This window comes from Micromonospora salmantinae (genome assembly GCF_022230905.1).
Classification (GTDB): Bacteria; Actinomycetota; Actinomycetes; order Mycobacteriales; family Micromonosporaceae; genus Micromonospora; species Micromonospora salmantinae.
This window is the reverse complement of record NZ_JAKKFG010000020.1, coordinates 1-19,982: the sequence shown is the minus strand read 5'-3', so window position 1 is coordinate 19,982 and position 19,982 is coordinate 1. Positions and strand designations below refer to the sequence as shown.

17 protein-coding genes are annotated in these 19,982 nt (G+C 69.7%); 5 read left to right on the top strand and 12 right to left on the bottom strand.

Going from position 1 to position 19,982, the window contains the following annotated elements:
- Nucleotides 1-3: 3 nt before the first annotated feature.
- The 6 genes from PSH03_RS17105 to PSH03_RS17080 all read right to left on the bottom strand — a co-directional run bounded on the left by PSH03_RS17105 (nt 4) and on the right by PSH03_RS17080 (nt 5,242).
- Nucleotides 4-1,254 (bottom strand): M50 family metallopeptidase, encoded by a 1,251-nt coding sequence (locus tag PSH03_RS17105; protein ID WP_210787024.1) that lies wholly within the window; start codon nt 1,252-1,254, stop codon nt 4-6.
- Nucleotides 1,254-2,465, bottom strand: coding sequence for a 1-deoxy-D-xylulose-5-phosphate reductoisomerase (gene dxr / locus PSH03_RS17100; RefSeq protein WP_238689745.1), 1,212 nt, complete (start codon nt 2,463-2,465; stop codon nt 1,254-1,256). The genes PSH03_RS17105 and dxr overlap by 1 nt, the downstream gene beginning before the upstream one ends.
- 43 nt (nt 2,466-2,508) lie before the next feature.
- Nucleotides 2,509-3,153, bottom strand: a complete 645-nt coding sequence (locus tag PSH03_RS17095; protein WP_238689744.1) for a Uma2 family endonuclease — start codon at nt 3,151-3,153, stop codon at nt 2,509-2,511.
- 105 nt (nt 3,154-3,258) lie between these two features.
- Complete coding sequence (locus PSH03_RS17090) at nt 3,259-3,894, bottom strand: hypothetical protein (RefSeq protein ID WP_238689743.1); 636 nt, start codon at nt 3,892-3,894, stop codon at nt 3,259-3,261.
- A 279-nt stretch (nt 3,895-4,173) separates the two neighbouring features.
- Entirely contained in the window at nt 4,174-4,371 is a 198-nt protein-coding gene (locus PSH03_RS17085) for a DUF397 domain-containing protein (protein WP_238689742.1), read from the bottom strand.
- On the bottom strand, nt 4,361-5,242 hold the full coding sequence (locus tag PSH03_RS17080; protein ID WP_238689741.1) for a helix-turn-helix domain-containing protein: 882 nt from the start codon (nt 5,240-5,242) through the stop codon (nt 4,361-4,363). The genes PSH03_RS17085 and PSH03_RS17080 overlap by 11 nt, the downstream gene beginning before the upstream one ends.
- A gap of 211 nt (nt 5,243-5,453) precedes the next feature.
- Between PSH03_RS17080 and PSH03_RS17075 the strand changes: the two genes are divergently transcribed.
- Together PSH03_RS17075 and PSH03_RS17070 are read left to right on the top strand one after the other, a co-directional pair.
- Nucleotides 5,454-5,693, top strand: a complete 240-nt coding sequence (locus tag PSH03_RS17075; protein ID WP_238689740.1) for a hypothetical protein — start codon at nt 5,454-5,456, stop codon at nt 5,691-5,693.
- Between the two features lie 40 nt (nt 5,694-5,733).
- Entirely contained in the window at nt 5,734-6,051 is a 318-nt protein-coding gene (locus PSH03_RS17070) for a hypothetical protein (RefSeq protein WP_238689739.1), read from the top strand.
- Here PSH03_RS17070 and PSH03_RS17065 read toward each other — a convergent pair.
- Nucleotides 6,041-10,009: a CARDB domain-containing protein gene (locus PSH03_RS17065; protein ID WP_238689738.1), complete on the bottom strand. Its 3,969-nt coding sequence runs from the start codon at nt 10,007-10,009 to the stop codon at nt 6,041-6,043. The genes PSH03_RS17070 and PSH03_RS17065 overlap by 11 nt on opposite strands.
- A gap of 450 nt (nt 10,010-10,459) precedes the next feature.
- Nucleotides 10,460-11,011 carry a GNAT family N-acetyltransferase gene (locus PSH03_RS17060; RefSeq protein WP_210787006.1) on the bottom strand — a complete coding sequence of 184 codons (552 nt, stop codon included), beginning with the start codon at nt 11,009-11,011 and terminating at the stop codon, nt 10,460-10,462.
- A 51-nt stretch (nt 11,012-11,062) separates the two neighbouring features.
- Between PSH03_RS17060 and PSH03_RS17055 the strand changes: the two genes are divergently transcribed.
- Both PSH03_RS17055 and PSH03_RS17050 read left to right on the top strand, forming a co-directional pair.
- Nucleotides 11,063-11,929, top strand: a complete 867-nt coding sequence (locus PSH03_RS17055) for a YhjD/YihY/BrkB family envelope integrity protein (protein WP_238689737.1) — start codon at nt 11,063-11,065, stop codon at nt 11,927-11,929.
- Between the two features lie 135 nt (nt 11,930-12,064).
- Nucleotides 12,065-13,660: a phytoene desaturase family protein gene (locus tag PSH03_RS17050; protein ID WP_238689736.1), complete on the top strand. Its 1,596-nt coding sequence runs from the start codon at nt 12,065-12,067 to the stop codon at nt 13,658-13,660.
- A 90-nt stretch (nt 13,661-13,750) separates the two neighbouring features.
- Here the strand turns inward: PSH03_RS17050 and PSH03_RS17045 are convergent, their stop codons facing one another.
- Nucleotides 13,751-15,331: a Rieske 2Fe-2S domain-containing protein gene (locus PSH03_RS17045; protein WP_238689735.1), complete on the bottom strand. Its 1,581-nt coding sequence runs from the start codon at nt 15,329-15,331 to the stop codon at nt 13,751-13,753.
- Between the two features lie 198 nt (nt 15,332-15,529).
- Here PSH03_RS17045 and PSH03_RS17040 point away from each other — a divergent pair, with 198 nt between their 5' ends.
- Nucleotides 15,530-15,751: a DUF2631 domain-containing protein gene (locus PSH03_RS17040; RefSeq protein ID WP_091400308.1), complete on the top strand. Its 222-nt coding sequence runs from the start codon at nt 15,530-15,532 to the stop codon at nt 15,749-15,751.
- A gap of 85 nt (nt 15,752-15,836) precedes the next feature.
- Here PSH03_RS17040 and PSH03_RS17035 read toward each other — a convergent pair whose 3' ends face one another.
- The 3 genes from PSH03_RS17035 to PSH03_RS17025 all read right to left on the bottom strand — a co-directional run bounded on the left by PSH03_RS17035 (nt 15,837) and on the right by PSH03_RS17025 (nt 19,667).
- Nucleotides 15,837-16,985 carry a DivIVA domain-containing protein gene (locus PSH03_RS17035; protein ID WP_210784354.1) on the bottom strand — a complete coding sequence of 383 codons (1,149 nt, stop codon included), beginning with the start codon at nt 16,983-16,985 and terminating at the stop codon, nt 15,837-15,839.
- Nucleotides 16,986-17,016: 31 nt separating this feature from the next.
- A complete protein-coding gene (rlmN, locus tag PSH03_RS17030) occupies nt 17,017-18,174 on the bottom strand; it encodes a dual-specificity RNA methyltransferase RlmN (protein WP_091400305.1) in 1,158 nt (385 codons plus the stop codon).
- 104 nt (nt 18,175-18,278) lie between these two features.
- Complete coding sequence (locus tag PSH03_RS17025; RefSeq protein ID WP_238689734.1) at nt 18,279-19,667, bottom strand: phosphatidate cytidylyltransferase; 1,389 nt, start codon at nt 19,665-19,667, stop codon at nt 18,279-18,281.
- Nucleotides 19,668-19,982: the final 315 nt, after the last annotated feature.

The following is a 19,982-nucleotide window of genomic DNA, read 5'->3' as shown; positions in this document are numbered from 1 at the left end:
CACTCACCTTGAGAAGAGCGTGATGGGGTTGACGACGTCCGCGGCGATGGTCAGCAGCGTGAACGCGCCACCGATCAGGATCACCACGTACGTGAAGGGCATCAGTTTGAGGTAGTCCACCCGGCCGGGGTCGGCCCGGCCGATCCGCGCGTAGACCCAGGAGCGGGCCCGTTCGAACCAGGCGATGGCGATGTGGCCGCCGTCCACCGGGAGCAGCGGCAGCAGGTTGAACACGCCGATGAAGAAGTTCAGCGACACGAAGAGCATGAAGAAGACCAGCCAGGCGTTGTTCTCGACCGCCTCCCCGCCGAGTCGGCTTGCGCCGACCACGCTGATCGGGGTGTCGACGTCGCGCTCGCCGCCGGTGAGGGCGGTCCACAGGGCGGGGACCTTCTGCGGGAGGCGCTGGAGCGCCTGGGCGGTGCCGACGGCCAGTTGACCGGTGAAGTCGGCGGTGGCGCCGAAGGCGCCGACCGGGCCGTACGTCACACGGGTTGGGGTGCTGGGGACGAGCCCGACGCCGAGCGCGGCCACCGGCGCGGCGGCACCTGTCGGGTTGTCCAGCGGCGGACGCTGGGTCTGCGCGAGCACCGTGCTGGTGGTGCCCGGCTGCCCGTCGCGGACGTACGCGATCTGCGCGTTGTCGCCCGGCTTGAGCCCGCGCAGCGTGGTGAGCAGGTCGCCGTAGGAGTTGATCGGGGTGCCGTTGACCGAGGTGATCCGGTCGCCGTTGCGCAGTTGCGCCTGCGCTGCCGGGCTGGCCGCGTCGGCGGGGGTGCACGCCCGCACCGCGTTCTCCGGAACCACGCACTCACTGAGCTGGATGACGGCGGGCTCCTGGCGGGCCTGCGCGTCGGTGGTCGGGAAGTCGGGGTTGGGCAGGCCGGCGGAGACGGCGAGGATCCAGATGGTGACCAGAGCGAGCGCGAAGTGCGTGATCGACCCGGCGGCCATCACGATCGTCCGCTTCCAGACCGGGTAGCGCCACATCACCCGCGACTCGTCGCCCGGCTCGACGTCGTCGTCCTGCGGCGTCATCCCGACGATCTTGCAGAAGCCACCGAGGGGGATGCCCTTGAGGCCGTACTCCGTCTCACCCCGCCGGAACGACCAGATGGTGGGGCCGAAACCGACGAAGTACTTCGTGACCTTCATCCCGAACGCCTTGGCGGTCAGCAGGTGACCCGCCTCGTGCAGGCTCACCGAGATGAGAATGGCCAGGGCGAAGAGGACCACCCCGAGCAGGTACGACATCAAGCTCCTTCCACCGAACCCGCGATGATCTCCTGCGCGTGCGCGCGTGCCCACGACTCGGCCGCGAGCACGTCCTCGACGGTACCTGGTTCGTCGAAGTCCGGAGCCTCCTCCAACACGCGTTCGAGGGTGTCGACGATGCCGAGGAACGGCAGCCGGCCCGCCACGAACGCGGCCACGCACTCCTCGTTCGCCGCGTTGTAGATCGCCGGCCGGCAGCGCCCGGTCTCCCCGGCGGCCTTGGCCAGGGCGACGGCCGGGAACGCCTCGTCGTCGAGCGGCGCGAACTCCCAGGTGTGCGCGGCCGTCCAGTCGACGGCGGTGGCCGCCTCGGGCACCCGGTCAGGCCAGCCGATGCCGAGCGCGATCGGCAGCCGCATGTCCGGTGGGCTGGCCTGGGCGATCGTCGACCCGTCGACGAACTCGACCATCGAGTGGATCACCGACTGCGGGTGCACCATCACTGTGATGTCGGCGTAGGGCACGTCGAACAGCTCGTGCGCCTCGATCACCTCCAGCGCCTTGTTGACCATGGTGGCTGAGTTGATCGTGACGACCGGCCCCATGTTCCAGGTCGGGTGTGCGAGCGCCTGCTCGGGTGTGACCTGCGTCAACTCGTCGCGCCGTCGGCCCCGGAACGGGCCGCCGCTGGCCGTGACGATCAGCCGACGCACCTCACCGCGCGAACCGGAGCGCAGGCACTGGGCCAGCGCCGAGTGCTCCGAGTCGACCGGGACGATCTGCCCCGGCCGCGTCACCGCTGCCTTGACCAGCGGGCCGCCGGCAACGAGGGACTCCTTGTTGGCCAACGCGAGAGTACGACCACCGCGCAGCGCGGCCAGCGTAGGAGCGAGGCCCAGCGAGCCGACCACCCCGTTGAGCACGATGTCGCACGGCCACTGGGCCAGCTCGGTCATGGCATCGGGCCCGGCCACGATCTTGGGAAGCTTGAAGTCACCGGTGGCCCATCCGCGCCGGCTCGCCTCGGCGTAGAACGCGAGTTGCAGGTCCTGCGCGGCGGACGCCTTGGCCACTCCGACCGCCTCGACGCCCAGTTCGAGGGCCTGCGCGGCGAGCAGCTCGACGTTGCCGCCACCGGCGCCCACGGCGACCACTCGGAACCGGTCCGGGTTGCGCCGGACGATGTCGATGGCCTGGGTGCCGATCGAGCCGGTGGACCCGAGCAGAACGAGGTCGCGGGGGGAAGTCACCCGGCCATTCTTCCCCACCCCCGCTGTACGCCCGCTGGGAGCCTCAGCCCTCGGCGTCGGGCTCCTCCAGTGGCGCTTCCTCGCCGAGCAGGTCCGCAGGATCGATGGCGAACTCGAACGGCTCCCGCATGGCGAACCGCGTGCCGGCCGCAGCGGCGGCCACCGGGCGGTACTCCCCCTCGGTCAGCTCGAACAGCGCGATGGTGGGCACCCGATTACGCAGATCCACCCGGAGGAAGAAGGGCACGCCAGCCGTGGCGTACTCGCGCGGACGGTCGATGATGTCCTTGCGCCGGTTTCCAGGGGAGACGATCTCCCCGAGAAGCACGGCGTGCCCGATGTCCATCGTCGTTCGACCGCCGCCTGGAACGTCGAGAATGACGATGTCCGGGATGAAGAGATCCTCGCCCGAGACGATGTTCGTCTCAAGATAGAGCCACAGCTTCGCGCGACGGGCCGCCTGCTTGAGGAGATAGGCGAGATCCAGCTCCGCGTCCTGATGGTCGTACCCGGCATGTGGTGTCACGATCACGCTTCCGCTCAGGACCTCAACCTTGGGGCCGTTGGTCTCCGGCAACAGGTCGAGGGCGAGCTGCGCAGTCCAGGGTTCGTCGTGCCACCGCAGCACGTCGAACGACGGCTCGGTGTGCTGCGGCGCCGGCTCCGGCGCAAAAGCTGCTTGGGCCATCCGGGCTCACCCCCTCAGCGGACCATCATGCTCAGGCCAGCCTAACCACCGCGGCCCCAGTTGCGCGTCATCGCACAATCAGTGCGACATCCAAGTGGCTGACGGTCAGCCGCACTGGTCCTGATCGATGGGCCGAGGTGGCACCACCCCGTCGCCGTAGTTGGCGGCCAGGGTTGCGGCCCACGCGTCCGGGACGGTCCGACCGGGGAACGTCAGCGGCAGGTACGACTGCAGCGCGCCGGATGCGTCCAGCATGGGTGCGAACTGCTCCTGCCATTCGCCGCGTGCGGCCGAGGTGGGGAAACCCCGGAAGACTGCCACTTCGGGATCCCGCTCACCCCAGCATCCCCACCTGCCTGAAGGTCCGGTCACCGCGATGACGTTCGCCGAAATCGCGATCGAACCGAAGATGTCGCTGGCAGCCTCGTGACCAATCAGTGCCCAGTAGTCGTCCTCGCTGGCCTCGACGGACAACGACAGGGCCGGATACGACTGATACTCCGACAGATAGTACGCATCGCAATCCGGCTCAAGGACCAGCAGCTCGACGTGCTCGTCGCCATGCCAGCGGGCCATCGCGCAGAGCGCCGGCCAGAGCTCCGGGGCGAGGATCGCATCGAACTCGCAGAACAGTGACTCCCCGCCAATCTCACGGAAGACCTGGTCAGGCAACCTGACCGAGAGATCGAAGGTCGCTCCGCAGCGGGAGCGAATGTTCAGGTAGGCGTGGTGATCGATCACGACAGACCCCTCCCCGGAGATCCCCAGCGTGCTGCCCGCACGAGTGGTTCGTGTAGATCTTGGACACTTTCCGTTATGGCGTAACGGAAAGTGTCCAAGATCTGCGAGCCGCAGCGAAGTCGCAGCACGACGCGCCGCCAGTCGAGGCCATGCCGCCGAAGCGCGAGGGCCGGCACCGGCACCTACAGCAACCCGGACTTGCGACAGATCTTGGAGGGAAATCGCCCCTCCCGAGGCCGAATTCTTCCAAGATCTCGCTGAGCGAGTTCGCCGAGCCGCTCAGCGGCGGTTGTTCGACTGCGATGCGCGGGTTGACGCGATGAAGGCGGTCCAGACCGAGGGAGTGAAGGTCAGCACCGGCCCTTGCCGGTCCTTGCTGTCCCGCACGCCAATCAGGTCGGCGAACCCCGCCACCTCGACGCAGTTGCCGTCGCCGCCGGACCGGGTCGACTTGCGCCAGACTCCGTCACGCACCATCGGTCATCTCCTTCGCTATAGCCACGATCAACTCACGGGACTCGATCGGGCTCAGCGCCCGTTCCCCGAGTGAGCGCCATACGGTCTCGTAGACCTCGATTTCGTGGGCCTTGTCAAGGTAGACCGCGCCGCAGGGACCGTCCATGTAGATCGTGGTTGGCTCCGGCTCCCGCACGTCAGTCGGGAAGTCGAGCATGGTGAAGGTGCCAGACGATGCCCAACGGAACAGCCCGGCAGCCAGCGGTAGCACCCGCAGGCTGATGTTGTGCCGCTCGCTCGTCACCACCAGGGCATCCAGTTGCCGGACCATCGCCGCTCGGTCGCGCAGCGGCCGACGCAGCACGGATTCGTTCAGGATCACGTCGAGATGCGGGGCTCGGGGCACCGCGCGGGCCAGCAACCGCTGCCGACGCAGCCGGATGTCCACCCGAGCCTTGCGCTCCGCCTCGCCGAGCTGCGGGTGGTCGGTGGCGATCACCTCGGTCATGTACTCGACCGTCTGCAGCAGACCGGGTACCAGGTTCGCTTCGTAGTGGCGGATACGGGTGGCGGCGGCTTCCAGGCCGACGTACAGCTTGAACCAGTCCTTGATCGCTTCGCCGTAGCTGTGCCACCAGCCGTGCGCCTTGGTCTCGCGGGCCAGCGCCCGCATCGTCTCGATCGTCTCCGGGGACGCGCCGTAGACGCGGCACATGGCCGCCACGTCGTTCGGGTGCATGGGGACCTGACCGGTCTCGTAGCGCCAGATCCGGGGTGCCGACCATTCCAATTCCTTGGCCGCCGCGGTAACCGTCACATAGGCATTTTCGCGAAGCTCTCTCAGGTATCTGCCGAGCTGCCTCCGTGGGACTGTGCTGCCGGAGTCGTCCACGTCATCTCCCTGGCTGTCGTCGCGTAAGACACCTCGCCCCTTGGTCCGCATTCTGCCGTGAAAGATTGCGTTGGGCCAGCAGTGAAACGACCATCGTGGAAAGGCACAACAACTCGGAGCGGTCACTCTCGTGAGCGGTATACCTCAGGGTCATATTTATACCTACGAGGTATACCGCTCATCGAGAGGTCGCCGCCCGGACGGGAGGACCATGGACCCCATCGATGACCTACCGCTGCCGCCCTACCTGACCACGGAGGACATCGTGTTCGCGCTGAGGGCGGTCACCGTGCACGCCCCCGAGCGGCCCGACGGTGAGCGTTGCCGCAAGGACCAGGCAACACACCCGTGCCGGCTGCACCGCTGGGGCCGTCGCGTCCTGGAGCGGCGCGGCCTGACCGACGAGCAGGTACAGATGTTGATCGCTGGAGGATCGGTGGCATTGCGATGAGCCGCCGCGTCCGGGGAGCACCCGACAACCGGGGGCCGCGATGACCGCGCCGCGGTGGATCATCCACCTGCCGACCACGCAGACCAGCCTCGACGAGGTCACCGCCCTGGCCGTGGCGCTGCGCGACTCGCTCGGCCATCTCAGCACCATCGACTTCGGCGAGACCACGCTCAGCGAGGAGGACGCGCAGTTCCTGCGTACCCGAGTGTTTTGTGACACCAACCTCGACGGTGCCGGTCGCTGCCGGCGGCCCGACGCCCACGACGGACCCTGCGCCGCAGTGCCCAACACGGAAGTCGGGGTGTCCTCGACATCCGGACACCCCGACTTCACTCAAACCGTGTCGATCAGGGAGTAATGACGAACTGCGAGCCCGGCTGGATGACGATGTTGCCGTCGGCCGAATTGGTGATTGTCACGTTGGTCAGGTTGGCGTTGCCGCGCGCGCCGCTCATCGCGAGAATGCCGGCACCGTTGACGGACCTGTCGATCCGCACGTTGGTGATCGCGAGGTTCGGTATGTTGCCGCCACCGTTCTTGAACTGGATGCCGTCGTACGTGGAGTCGATGATGTCGGTGTCCCGGATCGTGACCCCGACGATGTCCCTGGTGGCCGGGAAGATCGTGATGGCACCGAACTCCTGGTCCTCGTTCCAGAAGGCGCCGCCGGTGCGGTAGAGCCCGTTGTTGGCGATCAGCGTCGTGCCGGAGAACGGCAGCGGGTCGTGGTCGGTCGCCAGCATGATGCCCGGGTAGTTGGCGGTGTCGTAGATCAGGTTGTTCTCGATCGAGTTGTCGTAGCCGCCGTAGATGGCGATGCCGTTGGCCCGCCAGGGCAACTGGATGGTGTTGTTGACGAAGTGGTTGTCGTGGGCGATGTCGACGTTGCGGTCCTTGACGTACGGGTTGGCCCAGACGGCGAGCGCGTCGTCACCGGTGGTGCGGAAGGACGAGTTGAACACCCGCGAGTTGCGCGTGCCGTTGCTGAAGTTGATGCCGTCGGCGTACGTGTTGCGGATCCGCATCCCGGTGAACTCCAGCCCGTCGGCCGGCCCCCACAGGTCGGGGATGTTGTCGTAGTCGCGACCCACCCAGGCGCCCACGTTGGCGTGCTCGATCCAGACGTTGCTGATCTTCGTACCGGCGCCGAAGCGACCGTTCAGACCGACGCCACCCTCGGCGTTGCCGTCACCGCCGCGGATCCGACCCGAGCCGAAGATGGCGATGTCGGAGATCTGGGTGTTCTTGTCGATGTCGAAGCCGAAGTTGCCCTCGTGCGGGTGGTTGATGCCGCCCACCACGTTCTGCGGCTCGGTCAGTGTGTAGAGCTGCGAGTGCCACATCCCGGCGCCCCGGATCGTGACGTTGCTGATGCCGACCTGGTTGTGCATGCCCCGGTTCAGCGGGTCGTCGGTCAGGATCTTCTGCTCCTGCCGCCACTGCCCGGCGGGGATCCAGACGCAGCTGATGACCCCGTTCTGGTCGTCGGTCACCGCCCGCTGGATGGCGGCGGTGTCGTCGAGCCCGTCGTTCGGGACCGCACCGTACGAGGTGATCGAGGTGCAGCCGGCCGGCTGGCTCGCCGCCGGCGCCACCTGCTCCAGATCGATCATGTCGATGACGTAGAAGGAGGCGCTGTCACCCGAGTCGCGCTGCAACTTGAACCGGGTGCCGGCCGGGTACGACTGCGCCAACAGCGCGTTCGACTCGTCGAAGAGCCGCCGGGCGTCGGCCTGCGGGGTGTTGGTCAGCGCCTCCGGCCCGTCGGTGTTGCCGTAGAGCCAGCTGTGCTTCGACGACAACGTCAGCTTCCGGGAGAAGACGTCGTTGACGTAGAGGCTGATGGTCGCCTCGATGCCGCCACCACCCGGAGCGTCCGGGATGGAGTTACGCACCACGATCGAGTTGGCCTGGTTGGCCGAGGTGAACTCGACGAACTGGCCGGTGCTGGTGAGGCGTACCGACTTGCGACCCGAGGACTCGCTGGCGAAGTTGGTGTGCCCGAAGGTCCGCAGCGGGTCGGCCTCCAGCAGCGTGCCCTGGTAACGGCCGGCCTCCGCCTCGTACGAGACGTACGGGACGGCTGCCCCACGACCGACCACTATCGACTGGCTGAACGCGTTGTTGGTCTCGTTGGTCTCGGTGACCACGTTCGTGGCGTCGGCGGTGGCGGTGATGGTGGCGCCGCCGCTGGTGGCGGTCCAGCTACCGCTGACGGCCACGGTGACCGTCGCGCCGGCGGCGATGGAGGCGGTGTTGGTGTTGAGCGTGGTGCTGCCCGCCACCAGCCGGGTGACGGTGGTCGCCCCGGTCGCGGTGGTGCCCCGGTTGCGAACGGTCACGGTGAAGGTGACGGACGCCCCGACGGCCGGGTTCGGCGGGTTCGAGGCGATGCTGAGCACCTGGAGGTCGGGGCCCGGGGCCTGCGCCACCACCAGCGGCGACGCCGCGGTGCGGCTGTTGTTGCCGTTGTTCTGCTCGACGATCGTGTTCGCCGGGTCGACCACCGCCGAGACGGCGTAGCTGCCCATCGGCCGCGTACCGGCGTTGAACGACACGGTGGTCGAGGCGCCCGCGGCGAGCGTGCCCACCGAGGCGCTGCCGACGACCGCGCCGGCCAGGCTGAAGTTCACTGTGGTCGCGCCGGCGGCGGCCGACCCGACGTTCTGCACCACTGCCGAGAGGGTGACCGGGGAGACCTCGCTGGGCGACGTGGGCGACCAGGTCACCGAGCTTACGACCAGGTCCGGGTTGGGCGCCGGGGTGCCGCACACCTCAAGCTCGGCCACCTGGCCGGACGGGGCACCGGTGTTGCCGGTGAACCGCAACTGCACGTCAGCGGTGGTCGCGCTGACCGGGATGGTCACCAGGTTGGTGCCCTGGGCGAACTGGTAGGTCGCCGCCGACACCAGACTGGTGTACGCGGACGACGCCTGGTCGCGGCCGAGGACCTGGATGGTCTGGGTACGGGTGCCCCAGGCCGGGTCCGGGTTGAGCCTCAGCGTGACACCGGAGATGGAGTGGTTCGCGCCCAGCGCCACTGTCAGGTTCTGCGGGTAGCTCGCCGCACCCTCCCAGTAGGTGGTGAGCTGCCCGTCGTTCGCCTTGTCCGGGGTGAAGCTGAAGGTGGAGCCGCTCGCCGTCATGCTCTTGCCCGCCGCCACGTTGGTGCAGGCGGGCGGGTTGCTGCCGGTCCGGGTGACGGTGTTGCTGTTTCCGGAGAGGTTGCCGGCGCCGTCGCGGGCCCGGACGTGGTACGACACGGTCGCCGTCGCCGGTTGGGTGTCCTGGTAGGTGAGGACGGTGCCCAGCGTGGCGATCAGGCTGCCGCCCCGGTAGACGTTGTAGCCGGCGAGCCCGCTGCCACCGGAGTCGGTGGAGGCCCCCCAGTTGAGCGTGATCGTGCTGCCCGACGTGCTGTGCGACAGCGTCCCCGGGACGCTCGGCGCTGTGGTGTCACCGCTGCCGGTACGGGTCACAGTGTTGCTGTTGCCGGAGATGTTGCCGGCGACGTCGCGCGCCCGGACGTGGTACGACACGGTCGCCGTGGCCGGCTGGGTGTCGTTGAAGGTGGTCACGTTGCCGATGGACTGGAGGAACGCGCCGTTGCGGTAGACGTCGTAACCGGCGATGCCGCTGCCGCCCGCGTTGTCTGTCGACGCGACCCAGTTGAGGCTGATGGTGGTGCCCGACTGGGTGTACGAGAGGTTGCCGGGGACGCTCGGCGCCGTGGTGTCGGGGGTGGTGCCGCCGCTGCCGTACACCTCCAGCTCGGAGAGTTGCCCGGCCGGCCAGCCGCTGTTGGCGGTGATGGTGATCCGGACGTAGCGCGTGGAGGTCGAGCTGAAGTTGATCGTGGCGGTGCTGCCGCTCGCCGGGTTGAAGGTGTACGTCTGCGACCCGACCAGGTCGGTGAAGGACGAACCGTTGGTGCTGCCCCGCACGCTCAGCGTCTGCGTCCGGGTCCCCCAACCGGAGGTCGGCAGCTTCAGCACTACCTGGTTGACGCTCTGCGATGAGCCGAGATCGACCTGCACCCACTGCGGGAACGCGTTGTTGACGCTCTCCCAGTAGCTGCCCGCGTTGCCGTCGACGACCTTCGACGAGTCGTAGACGTCGGCGTGGCCGCTCTCCTGGGTGGGACGGCCCTGGGCGAGGTTGGTGGCCGCCGGGGCGAAGCCGGTGCTCGGTGCGGCCGCCGGATCGGCCGGGCGGACGGCGGCGGCCGGGTTCGCGAGGGCTGTCGCCCCGGCCGCCGCGATCAGCGCGGCGGCGGCCGTGGCCGCCACCATCCTGAACAGATTCGTTCGTCTCATCACTGTCCTTGTCGTCGGGGGACGGTTGCCGCGGTGGCTGGACCACGGGGGTGGGGGTGCGGCGGTGCAGCGCCGGCCGACGCGAGAGGGCCGGTGTCGAGAGAGACGGGGTGGTACGGGCGGCGCGGGGGCGCCGCTCGTCCTGCAAACACCAGATGGGTACGACCATCAACGGGCCTCCCCAGGAGGCCCGTTGAATCTTCCGAGAGCATGCACAGAACCGTGCATGTCTTTGTCTAAATCTTGCGTTACTTTGGCCCAAAGGTTACTGACGTGCTACGGGAGCGTCAACACTTCGACCACCGTGACTATTGACGGACTTGTCTGCCCTGAGGGCCGCCGTCCGCGCTGACCTGCCCACGAATTCGGGGAAGGTGCCGCCTCCTGACTACTGGAGGCCACACCTTCCCCGAAGTTGCGCGGATCTTGCGTCAGGTCGTACGGGAACGATCAGGCATCTGGTGCCGTCAGCACGAAGGTCTCCACCAGCTCCCCGCCGTACCAGTCCGTGCGCTGACCGACATGGCTCATGCCCAGCCTCCGAGCGACAGCCATCGACGGCTCGTTGCTCGGCGACACGACCGCGTAGATCTCCCGGGTACCGGCGGCGAACTCCCGGGCCACCGCCGCGCGCGCCGCCTCGGTGGCGTAGCCGTGACCCCACGCGTCCGGGTGCAGGTGCCAGCCCACCTCGATGTCGTCGGTCCGGCGCGACTCGTCGCGCCCCGGCAGCGGCTTGAGCAACAGAGTGCCCACCACCTGACCCGTCTCGCGTACCTCGATCGCCCAGGTGCCGTACCGGCCGCCGTCGGCGGCGTGCCGCTCCTGCCAGATCCCCAGCCGCTCGGCGGCCTGGGCCGGGTTGGTCATCGGCAGACCCGACGCCACGCCCAGATATCGGCTGATCTCGGGACGCGAGTAGATGTCGTAGATCCGGACCAGATCGGCCGGATCGTCGGTCCAATCGCGCAGGATCAGGCGTTCGGTGGTGAGAACAGTCATGACCGGCGATCTTAAGGAGTGACGGCCGCGACGACAGGGAAGGAGGACCCGATGGGCAACGGATGGCAGCGCGCGAAACGGATCACCAGTGCCGCGTTCCGTCCGGTGCGCGGACGGGACCTGTCGCTGCACGCCGCCGCCATCACCTTCTACGGGGCGATCGCCGTGGTGCCGGTCGCCCTGCTGGCGATCTGGCTCACCGCACTGGTGGCCGGGGCCGACCGGGTACGCCGGCTCACCTCGTACGCCGTGGAGGCCCTGCCCACCGCGATCGGCGCGCCCCGGGCGGTGGAGGCGCTGGTCGACGCCGGGGTGGGGTTGACCCCGCTGCTGGCGCTGGCCTCCCTGCTGCCCGCCTCGCTGTACGGCGAGGGCCTGCGCCGGGCGTTCGTCTCGGTGGCCGCGCCCCGCTCCGACGAGCACCTGGTCGGCTGGCGGGGCCGGCTCCTGCTGCTGCCGCTGCTCGCGCCGGCGCCCGCGCTGCTGCTGTCGATCCTGCTGGCGCTCCCACTCACCACCCGCCTCGTACGCCAGGGCGGTTGGCTCGGCGTGCTCGGCGTGGTGCTGTCGTTCCTGGCGGTCTGGCTGGTGCTCACGCCGGTGCTGGTGTGGGTGTTCCGGGTCGTCGGACCGGCCTCACCGGACTGGCTCTGCACCCTCGGGGTCGGGTCGTTCACCGCGGCGAACCTCTCCGGATTCCTGCACGGCTTCGTTCTCTTCGCCTCGCTCCCGCTGGACCTGGGAGTGCCCTTCGGCGGCTTCGACGAGATCGGCGCCGGCGTGGCCGTCCTCCTCTGGCTCTACCTGTTCCACGTGATCGTCCTCGCCGGCTACTCCGCCACCCTGGCCCTCTCGAACTGGCGCACCACCCCCACCCCCACCCCCACCCCCACCCCCACCCCCACCCCGCCGGGTTGATCAAGAGGTTTGCGTCACCGGGAGGCCGTTCCTTGACGCAAAGCTCTTGATCACCGGGAGGGGTCGGGCAGGGGTGGGGTGGGTGGTCGTGGAAGGGGTTACCTGGGCTGGTGGGGCGGACTAGGCTGCCGCGGCATGAGCAGTGAGATTCCGGCCCGCGCCGACGTCGTGATCGTCGGTGCCGGGCACAACGGTCTGGTCTCCGCGGTCCTGCTGGCCCGGGCCGGCCTGGACGTTCTCGTCCTGGAGGCCGCCGACGTCATCGGCGGCGCGACCCGCACCGAGAACCCGTTCCCGAAGGTGCCGGGGCTGCGCCACTCCACCGGGTCGTACCTGCTCGGGCTGATGCCCCCGGAGCTGCTCGCCACGCTCGACGTACGGATCCCGGTGCTGCGCCGCGACCCGCACTACTTCCTGCCCACCCCGGGCGGCCTCGGCTCGCCGTACCTGCTGTTCGGCAGTGACACCACCGCCACCCGGGCGCAGCTCGCCGAGTTCTTCTCCCCAGCCGACGTGGCCGCCGACGACGCCATGCAGGCCGAGCTGGCCGCGCTGCGGGAAGACCTCGCCCCGGCCTGGCTGGCCGAGCCGCTGAGCGTCCAGGAGACCGCCGAACGGCACGTCCGCCCGGCGCTGCGCCAGGTCTTCGTCGACCTCGTGCAGGGCTCGGTCGCCGACTACCTGGCCCGGTTCGAGTTCCGCTCCGAGCTGCTGGTCAGCATGTACGCGGTCACCGACGGCCTGTCCGGGCTCAACGCCGGCCCGGACGACCCCGGCACCGGTCACAACTTCCTCGTGCACAACATGTGTCGGCTGCCCGGCTCCGGCGGCACCTGGATGATCGCCGAGGGCGGCATGGGCACGGTCTCGCGCACGTTCGCCGAGGCCGCGCGCGCCGCCGGAGCGACAATCCTGACCGGTACGCCGGTGCACGCGGTGACACTGGACGGCGGCGCGGCGAGCGGAGTGGTGCTGGCCGACGGTCGGGAGGTCGCCGCCCGGGTGGTGCTCGGCGCGTGTGACCCGTACCGGCTGATGGACCTGTTGCCCGACGGCGCGCTCCCGGCGCGGCTCGGCGAACGGATGGCGGCGGTGCGCCGGCCCGGCACCACCCTCAAGCTCAACCTGGCGCTCACCGGGCTGCCGCGGTTCTCCTGCCTGCCGGACGGCACGCCGAGCCCGTTCGGCTCGACCATCCACCTGCTGCCCGGGTCGGCGTCGCTGGTCGGCGGGGCGGAGACGTCGCCGATGACCGCGCTACGCGCCATGTGGGCGGACGTGCAGGCCGGGCTGCTGCCGGCGGAGCCCACCATCGAGTGGTACCTGCACACCACCGTCGACCCGTCGCTCTCCGACGCCGCCGGGCACCACTCGTCGGCGCTCTTCGTCCAGTCCGTCCCCTATGAGTTGGCCGGCACCACCTGGGACGCGGAGCTGCCCGGCTACGTCGACCGGCTGCTCGGGATCGTCGAGCGGTACGCCCCCGGCACCGCCGACCTGATCGCCGACGCGGTGCCGCTGCCGCCGCCGGGCATCGAGGAGCACTTCGGCATCACCGGCGGGCACATCCACCACGTCGACAACACCGTCTCGTTCACCGACCGGATGCCCTACGCCACCGGCGTCGACGGTGTGTACGCCGGCAGCGCCGGCTGCCACCCGGCCGGCAGCGTCATCGGCGCGGCCGGCCACAACGCCGCCCGCCGCATCCTCACCGACCTGTCGGCCTAACCCCCAACCCGCGCCCCGTTGATCATGAAGTTATTGCCCGACGTGGCGGCGTGTCGTGGCAATAACTTCATGATCAACGATGGGGGGTCGTCAGATCACTGTCTCGCCGGCGGGGGCCGGGGTTTCCGCGTCTACTCGGTGGGCTCTCACCTTGTGGCCGACGCTGGTCAGGCAGCGGCCAGAGGGCAGGTCGAAGCGCCAGCCGTGCAACTGGCAGGTGAGCTGGTCACCGTCGACGATGCCGAAGCGGGTCAGGTCCGCCTTCAGGTGCGGGCACCGCCGCTGCACCACCCAGTCGCCCAACGTGATGTCCTCGGCGTCGGTGCTGCGTTCGTGCTCGTCGTACCAGCCCTCGGCGTACTGGAGCCGCTCCTCGGAGAGGCACTTGAAGAACGCGTAGACGAACTCGTTGTACTGGCCGATCCGGGCCGCCGAGAACCGGCAGGACAGGAAGAGCGAGTTGACCCAGTCCACCTCGTCGATGAAGAGCAGGTGCTCGATCAACGACCGCTCGGTCCGGAACCGGTAGCGCACCTTCTCGTCCGCGTACGGCCGGACCTCCTTGCCGGGGAAGTCCACCACGATCGACTCGACGCTCTCGCCGTCGTACCCCACCAGGTCGAAACGGACCGGGCCGCCGACCCCCTTGGCCAGGTAGATCGACTCGTCGAGCAGCGGCTCGATCCGACGCTTCATCTCCCCCAGGACGTCCACCTCGGGGTGCCGCCAGGACGCCTTCTCCGCCTCGATGATCGGGCGCTTGCGCTCCCGCATCTCCTCCAGGTGCGCGACCTTGTTCGCGAAGAACTCCTGCACCGGCACCGGGTGGGTGGTGCTCGCGCCCTCGGTGGTGACCTCGGCGACGCTCCCCGGCAGCAGCACGATCCCGTTCGTGCCGCCGACCTTGGCGTACTCCGACAGGAAGACGGACTGGTCGGGGAAGATGTTGCCCTCGTCGCCGTGGATGTCGTTGAACTGCCACAGGGCGTCGTCGAGGAAGCACGGCGGGCCGGCGATCGGGAAGACGTGCGACGCCTTCAGGTCGTCGATGTACCGCCAGGTCCGGTCGAACTGCCGGTCACGCTTCTGCTTGCCGAACGCGGTCTTCGCCGCCTGCGGCAACTCGTAGACCATCGGGTACCAGATCGCACCGGAGAACTGGAGCAGGTGCGCGTGCACGTGCCCCAACTCGGCGAAGACGGTCAGGTCGGTGGGGCGGGCGTCGTTCTGGTTGAGCAGCCGCACCCCCTCGTACTCGACCCAGAGCGAGGAGTCGCCGATCGGCCCGTCGGTCGGGCTGGTCAACGCCTGAATCATGATCTTCAGGCCGCCGGGCAGCTCCACCACCTGCTCGTTGGGCGCCTTCAGGAACTTGGTGAAGCCCAGCGCCCGGAACTCGTCCTCCATCTCCGAGGTCGGGAACTCGGGGAGCAGGACCGTTGCGTCCTTGGAGACGAAGTCGCGCAGGTGCTTCGCGTCGAAGTGGTCCCGGTGCAGGTGGGAGACGTACAGGTAGTCGACCTGACCCAGGCTCTCCCAGTCCAGCAGTGAATTGTCCGGGAACGGGAACCACGACGCGAAGTAGGCCGGGTTGACCCACGGGTCGCACAGGATGCTGCCCGCGGTCGTGTCGATCCGCATGCTGGCGTGCCCGGTTCCGGTCACTCGCACCGCACAGTCCCCCTCAAACAGACAATCAGGTGTACGCCAAACGCTACCGGAGCGAGTCTGACCGCCGCCCCGCGACGCCGGTAGTGCCGTCCAGCCCAGGTGGGGCAGGGCCGATGGCCAGGAAACCCCCACCCCACCGCACCGCCTACGAGGCGTGCCAGACTAACCAAAGATCCGATCGCGAGGGAAGGACCGACAGTGGCAGGAAGCGAGCCGGTAACGTCGCCAGACCAGCACAAGCCCGGGCACCGCAAAGCCGGGCAGATCGGCGCCGTGCTGTCCGCACTGGCGCTGCTGGCGATGATCTGCGGCAACCACGAGGGCAGGGTCGAGGACATCTGGCTGATCGGCCTGGCCGCGCTGCTGCTGATCATCGTGATCGGCGACGTCGTGTTGCGGCGCAGCGGTCTGCGCTCCTGACCGACCCACCGCCGGACGACCGGCCGACGTACGCCGAGGGCCCGCCCCCACCCGGGGGACGGGCCCTCGTCCGTATCGCGTCGGGTCAGCGCCCGAAGAGGATGTCCTGCACGTCCTTGAGCGCGGCGTCGACCTCGGCCTCGAAGTAGCCACCCGGCACCAGGCCGAACCGGAGCGTGTCCAGGTCCTTCGGGTCGACCGGCATCGGGTTGCGGCGCTGCATGCCACCGAGCAGGGTGTCGAAGAACCGGTCCACCTGGTCGGGGTCGTACCCGCTGCCGAACCGGCGCACCTGGAAGCTACGGCGGATCTGGTCGACCCGGTACAGGTCGCTGCCGGGCGGACCGGCCATCGGCGGACCACCCATCGGCGGGCCGGCCACCGCCGGCGGACCGGCCATCGGCGGACCACCCATGCCCTGCTGCGGCAGCGGAGGCGGACCGGCCGGACCACGGCGCATGTCGCGCAGATCCCGCTCCGGCATCCGGATCTCGGCCGTCATGTCGGCGCGACCGTGCCGCCCGGCCTCGAAGCCGTCGAAGCGCGGCTCCTCCGGCGGCGGCGGATAACCGCCGGGCGCGCGCTGGTCGTCGGGGCCGTACCCACCGCGTTGGTCATCCTGGCCGTAGCCGCCGGGTGAGCGCTGGTCGTCCGGGGGGCCGTACCCGCTGGGACCGGCGGGCAGGCCGCGCTGCGGCATGCCGTGGCCACCCATCGGGCCGGGGCCCATCGGGCCACCGGGACCCATCGGCGGGCCGGCCGGGCCACGTGGCGCGTCGTAACCACCGCCGCGGGGGGCGTCGTACCCACCGGCGAAGGCACCGGTCGGCTCGTCGTAGCGGCCGTAGGGCGGGCCGGCCTGAGCGGGCATCGGCCGGGGCGGCATCGGCTGCGGGACCATGCCCCGGTCATCACGCATCGGCGGACCCATCCGGTCCGGTGGGCCCATCCGGTCACCCATCCGGGGGTCGCCACCGCGCCCGGCGCTGTTGCGCTCCTCCAGCTCGGCCAGCTGCCGCTCGACCCGGTCCAGGTGCAGGTCCACCTGCCACTCGTCGTAGCCGTTGAAGCGGACCCGGAAGACGACGTCATGAACCTCCTGGGAGGCCACCGGGGCACCGACCTGTCGGCCGTCGAGCGTCGCCTCGACCCGGTCGAGGAAGGCATCCACCTCGTCGACCTTGTATCCCCGGCGGAGCGCCTTGCGCCGGAAACGCTGACCCTGACTCGCCACTATGTCTCCTGGTCTCGTTCGCCACGCCCGGTCACGCCGGTGCCTCTCCGGCGCGGTCGGTGTTGGTGTCGTTGTCTTCGGCGGCGGCAAGCTGGCCACACGCGCCGTCGATCTCGCGACCTCGGGTGTCCCGAACTGTGGTGGACACCCCGGCGTCGCGCAACCGCCGGACGAACTCCCGCTCGACCGGCTTCGGGCTCGCGTCCCAGCGGCTGCCCGGCGTCGGATTGAGCGGAATGAGGTTCACGTGGGCCAATTTGCCGGCCAGCAGCCGCCCGAGCAGGTCGGCTCGCCACGGCTGGTCGTTCACGTCCTTGATCATCGCGTACTCGATCGACACGCGGCGGCCCGTCCGGGCGGCGTAGTCCCACGCTGCGTCCAGCACCTCGGCTACCTTCCAGCGCTGGTTTACCGGCACGAGTTCGTCGCGCAGATCATCATCGGGCGCGTGCAACGACAACGCAAGGGTCACTGAGAGGTCTTCGCTGGCCAGTCGGTGGATGGCCGGAACCAGGCCGACCGTGGAAACGGTGATGTGCCGCTGGGACAGGCCGAGCCCCTCCGGGGCCGGGCTGACCAGCCGACGGATCGCCGCGATCACCCGGTTGTAGTTGGCCAGCGGCTCGCCCATGCCCATGAAGACGACGCGCGACAGCCTCGGCGGGGAACCCGCCACCACGCCGGAGGCCGCCACCCCGGCCATGTAGACCGCCTGGTCGACGATCTCCGCCGTCGACAGGTTGCGGGTCAACCCGGCCTGGCCGGTCGCGCAGAACGGACAGGCCATGCCGCAGCCCGCCTGGCTGGAGATGCAGACGGTCACCCGGTCCGGGTAACCCATCAGCACGCTCTCCACCAGCGCACCGTCGTGCAGCCGCCAGAGCGCCTTGCGGGTCGCGCCGTCGTCGCAGGCCAGCTCGCGCACCGGGTTGAGCAACGTCGGCAGCAACTGGTCGGCCAGCCGCTCCCGGGTCGCAGCGGGCAGATCGGTCATCGCCTGCGGGTCGCGGACCAACCGCCCGAAGTAGTGGTTGGAGACCTGCTTGGCGCGGAAGGCCGGCTCACCCAGCCCGGTGACCAACGCCTGGCGGCCGGCCAGGTCCAGGTCAGCGAGGTGCTGAGGGGGCATGGAGGCCCGGCGCGCAGCGGGGGCGACCGAGATGGCGGGGATCAGGGGCAGGCTCGTCATGGCTGGTCCAGTGTGTCACGCCGTCGGCGGCGGCTGCCGGTCCGGAGGTGTCGAACGGGCCGCGACCGCCGGAGCCGGATGACCAGGTCGCCGTGATTCATACCTCAGCTCACCACCGGCACGAGGACCGCCAACAGCAGGTAGGCCGTCGGCACCGCGAACAGGATCGAGTCCAGCCGGTCCATCAGACCGCCGTGGCCGGGCAGCAGGTTGCTCATGTCCTTCACGCCGAGATCCCGCTTGATCATCGACTCGGCCAGGTCGCCGAGGACGGCCGCGCAGGAGACCGCCACCCCGAACAGCGCGCCCCACCAGGGGGCAACCTCGAACATCAGCCACAGCAGCAACGCTCCACCCAGGGCCGCCGCGGTGACCGAGCCGGCGAAGCCCTCCCAGGACTTCTTCGGGCTGATCGACGGGGCCATCGGGTGACGGCCGAAGGAGACCCCGGCCGCGTACCCACCGGTGTCGGAGAGGACCACCCCGATCAGAGTGGCCAGGATGCGCAGATGGCCATCGCCGGGGGCCGCCGCCAGCAGCGCCGCGAAACCGGCGAGGAACGGCACGTAGACGGCGATCAGGGTGGCCGCTGTGAGATCCCTCTGGAAGCCCGCCGGCCCGTCACCCAACCGCCAGATCATGGTGCCCAGCACGGTGACCAGCAGCCCCAGGCTGAGCGCGTCCGGACCGGCGTACCAGGCCAGACCCACTGTCAACACGCCGCCGGCGATCAGTGGCACCAGCGGCGGGTGCGCGCCGCTGCGCCGTACCGCGCGGGCCATCTCCCAGATGCCGACGGCGACCGCGGCGGCGATCACCGGCAGGAAGGCCAACGGATAGAAGAGCAGCGGCACCACGATCAGCGCGCCGAGGCCGAGCCCGACCCCGATCGCCGCGGGAAGGTTGCGCCCCGCCCGCCCGGTGCCCACCTGCTGGGTGGCCGGACGGTCGAGGCTGGCCCGACGTCGCCCCTTCGACCGTCGACCGGTCGTCGGCGCCTCGTCCGGCACCACGTCGGCCCGGACGGGCGCGAGCTGCTCGGTCGGGTACCCCGGGTCGTCGAAGCGGACGGGAGGGCCGTCGAGACGGCTCGGCTCGTCGAAGCGCCCACGGTCCGGGCCGTCGTACCGGGGCGGCCCCTCCCCCGCGGGAGGTCGGTCCGGGTAGCGGTCACCGCGGCCGCGGTCGTCGTACCGGTCGGGTTGGTTGCGGTCGTCGACGTGCCGGTCGCGGTCGTCGAAACGATCGCGCCGGTCCCGGTCGTCGAAACGGTCGTCCGGACGGACCGGGCGGCCACGCTCGTCGTACGGGTCCGCGGGGTGCGGGTCGGCGTACGGCCGAGCGTGCGGGTCGGCGTACAGCTCAGGGCCGGCGGCCGGACGGTGGCTCCACTGGCCGGCCTCCAGATCCTGGTCCGGCCAGGGCAGCGCCACCGGGCGCTCCGGGCGGTCCCAGCCGCGAGGCTCGCTGCCGTAGGGGTCGGGGTGGGACATCACGCACCGCGAAGCGGCACGAGAACCACCACATGACGCAAGACCACAAGCATCCCCTACACGTGCGATGTTCCTCCGATTGACCGCCCCGACGGTCGGTCGATCCCCGGTGTTCACCACCCGGTGGCCGGGAATCCTGCCGAGCCTACTGCACACGCCGGATCGGCACGGCGGACGAGGCACGCCCACGGACGCCACCCGGTGCCGCCGGCCCGCCGGCCAGCGACGCACACCCATCCGGTACGGCAGACAGCAGCACCAGGACCGTCTGGATCGCCTGCTGACCTATGGAACGAGGCCCGTTCCCGACGTCGG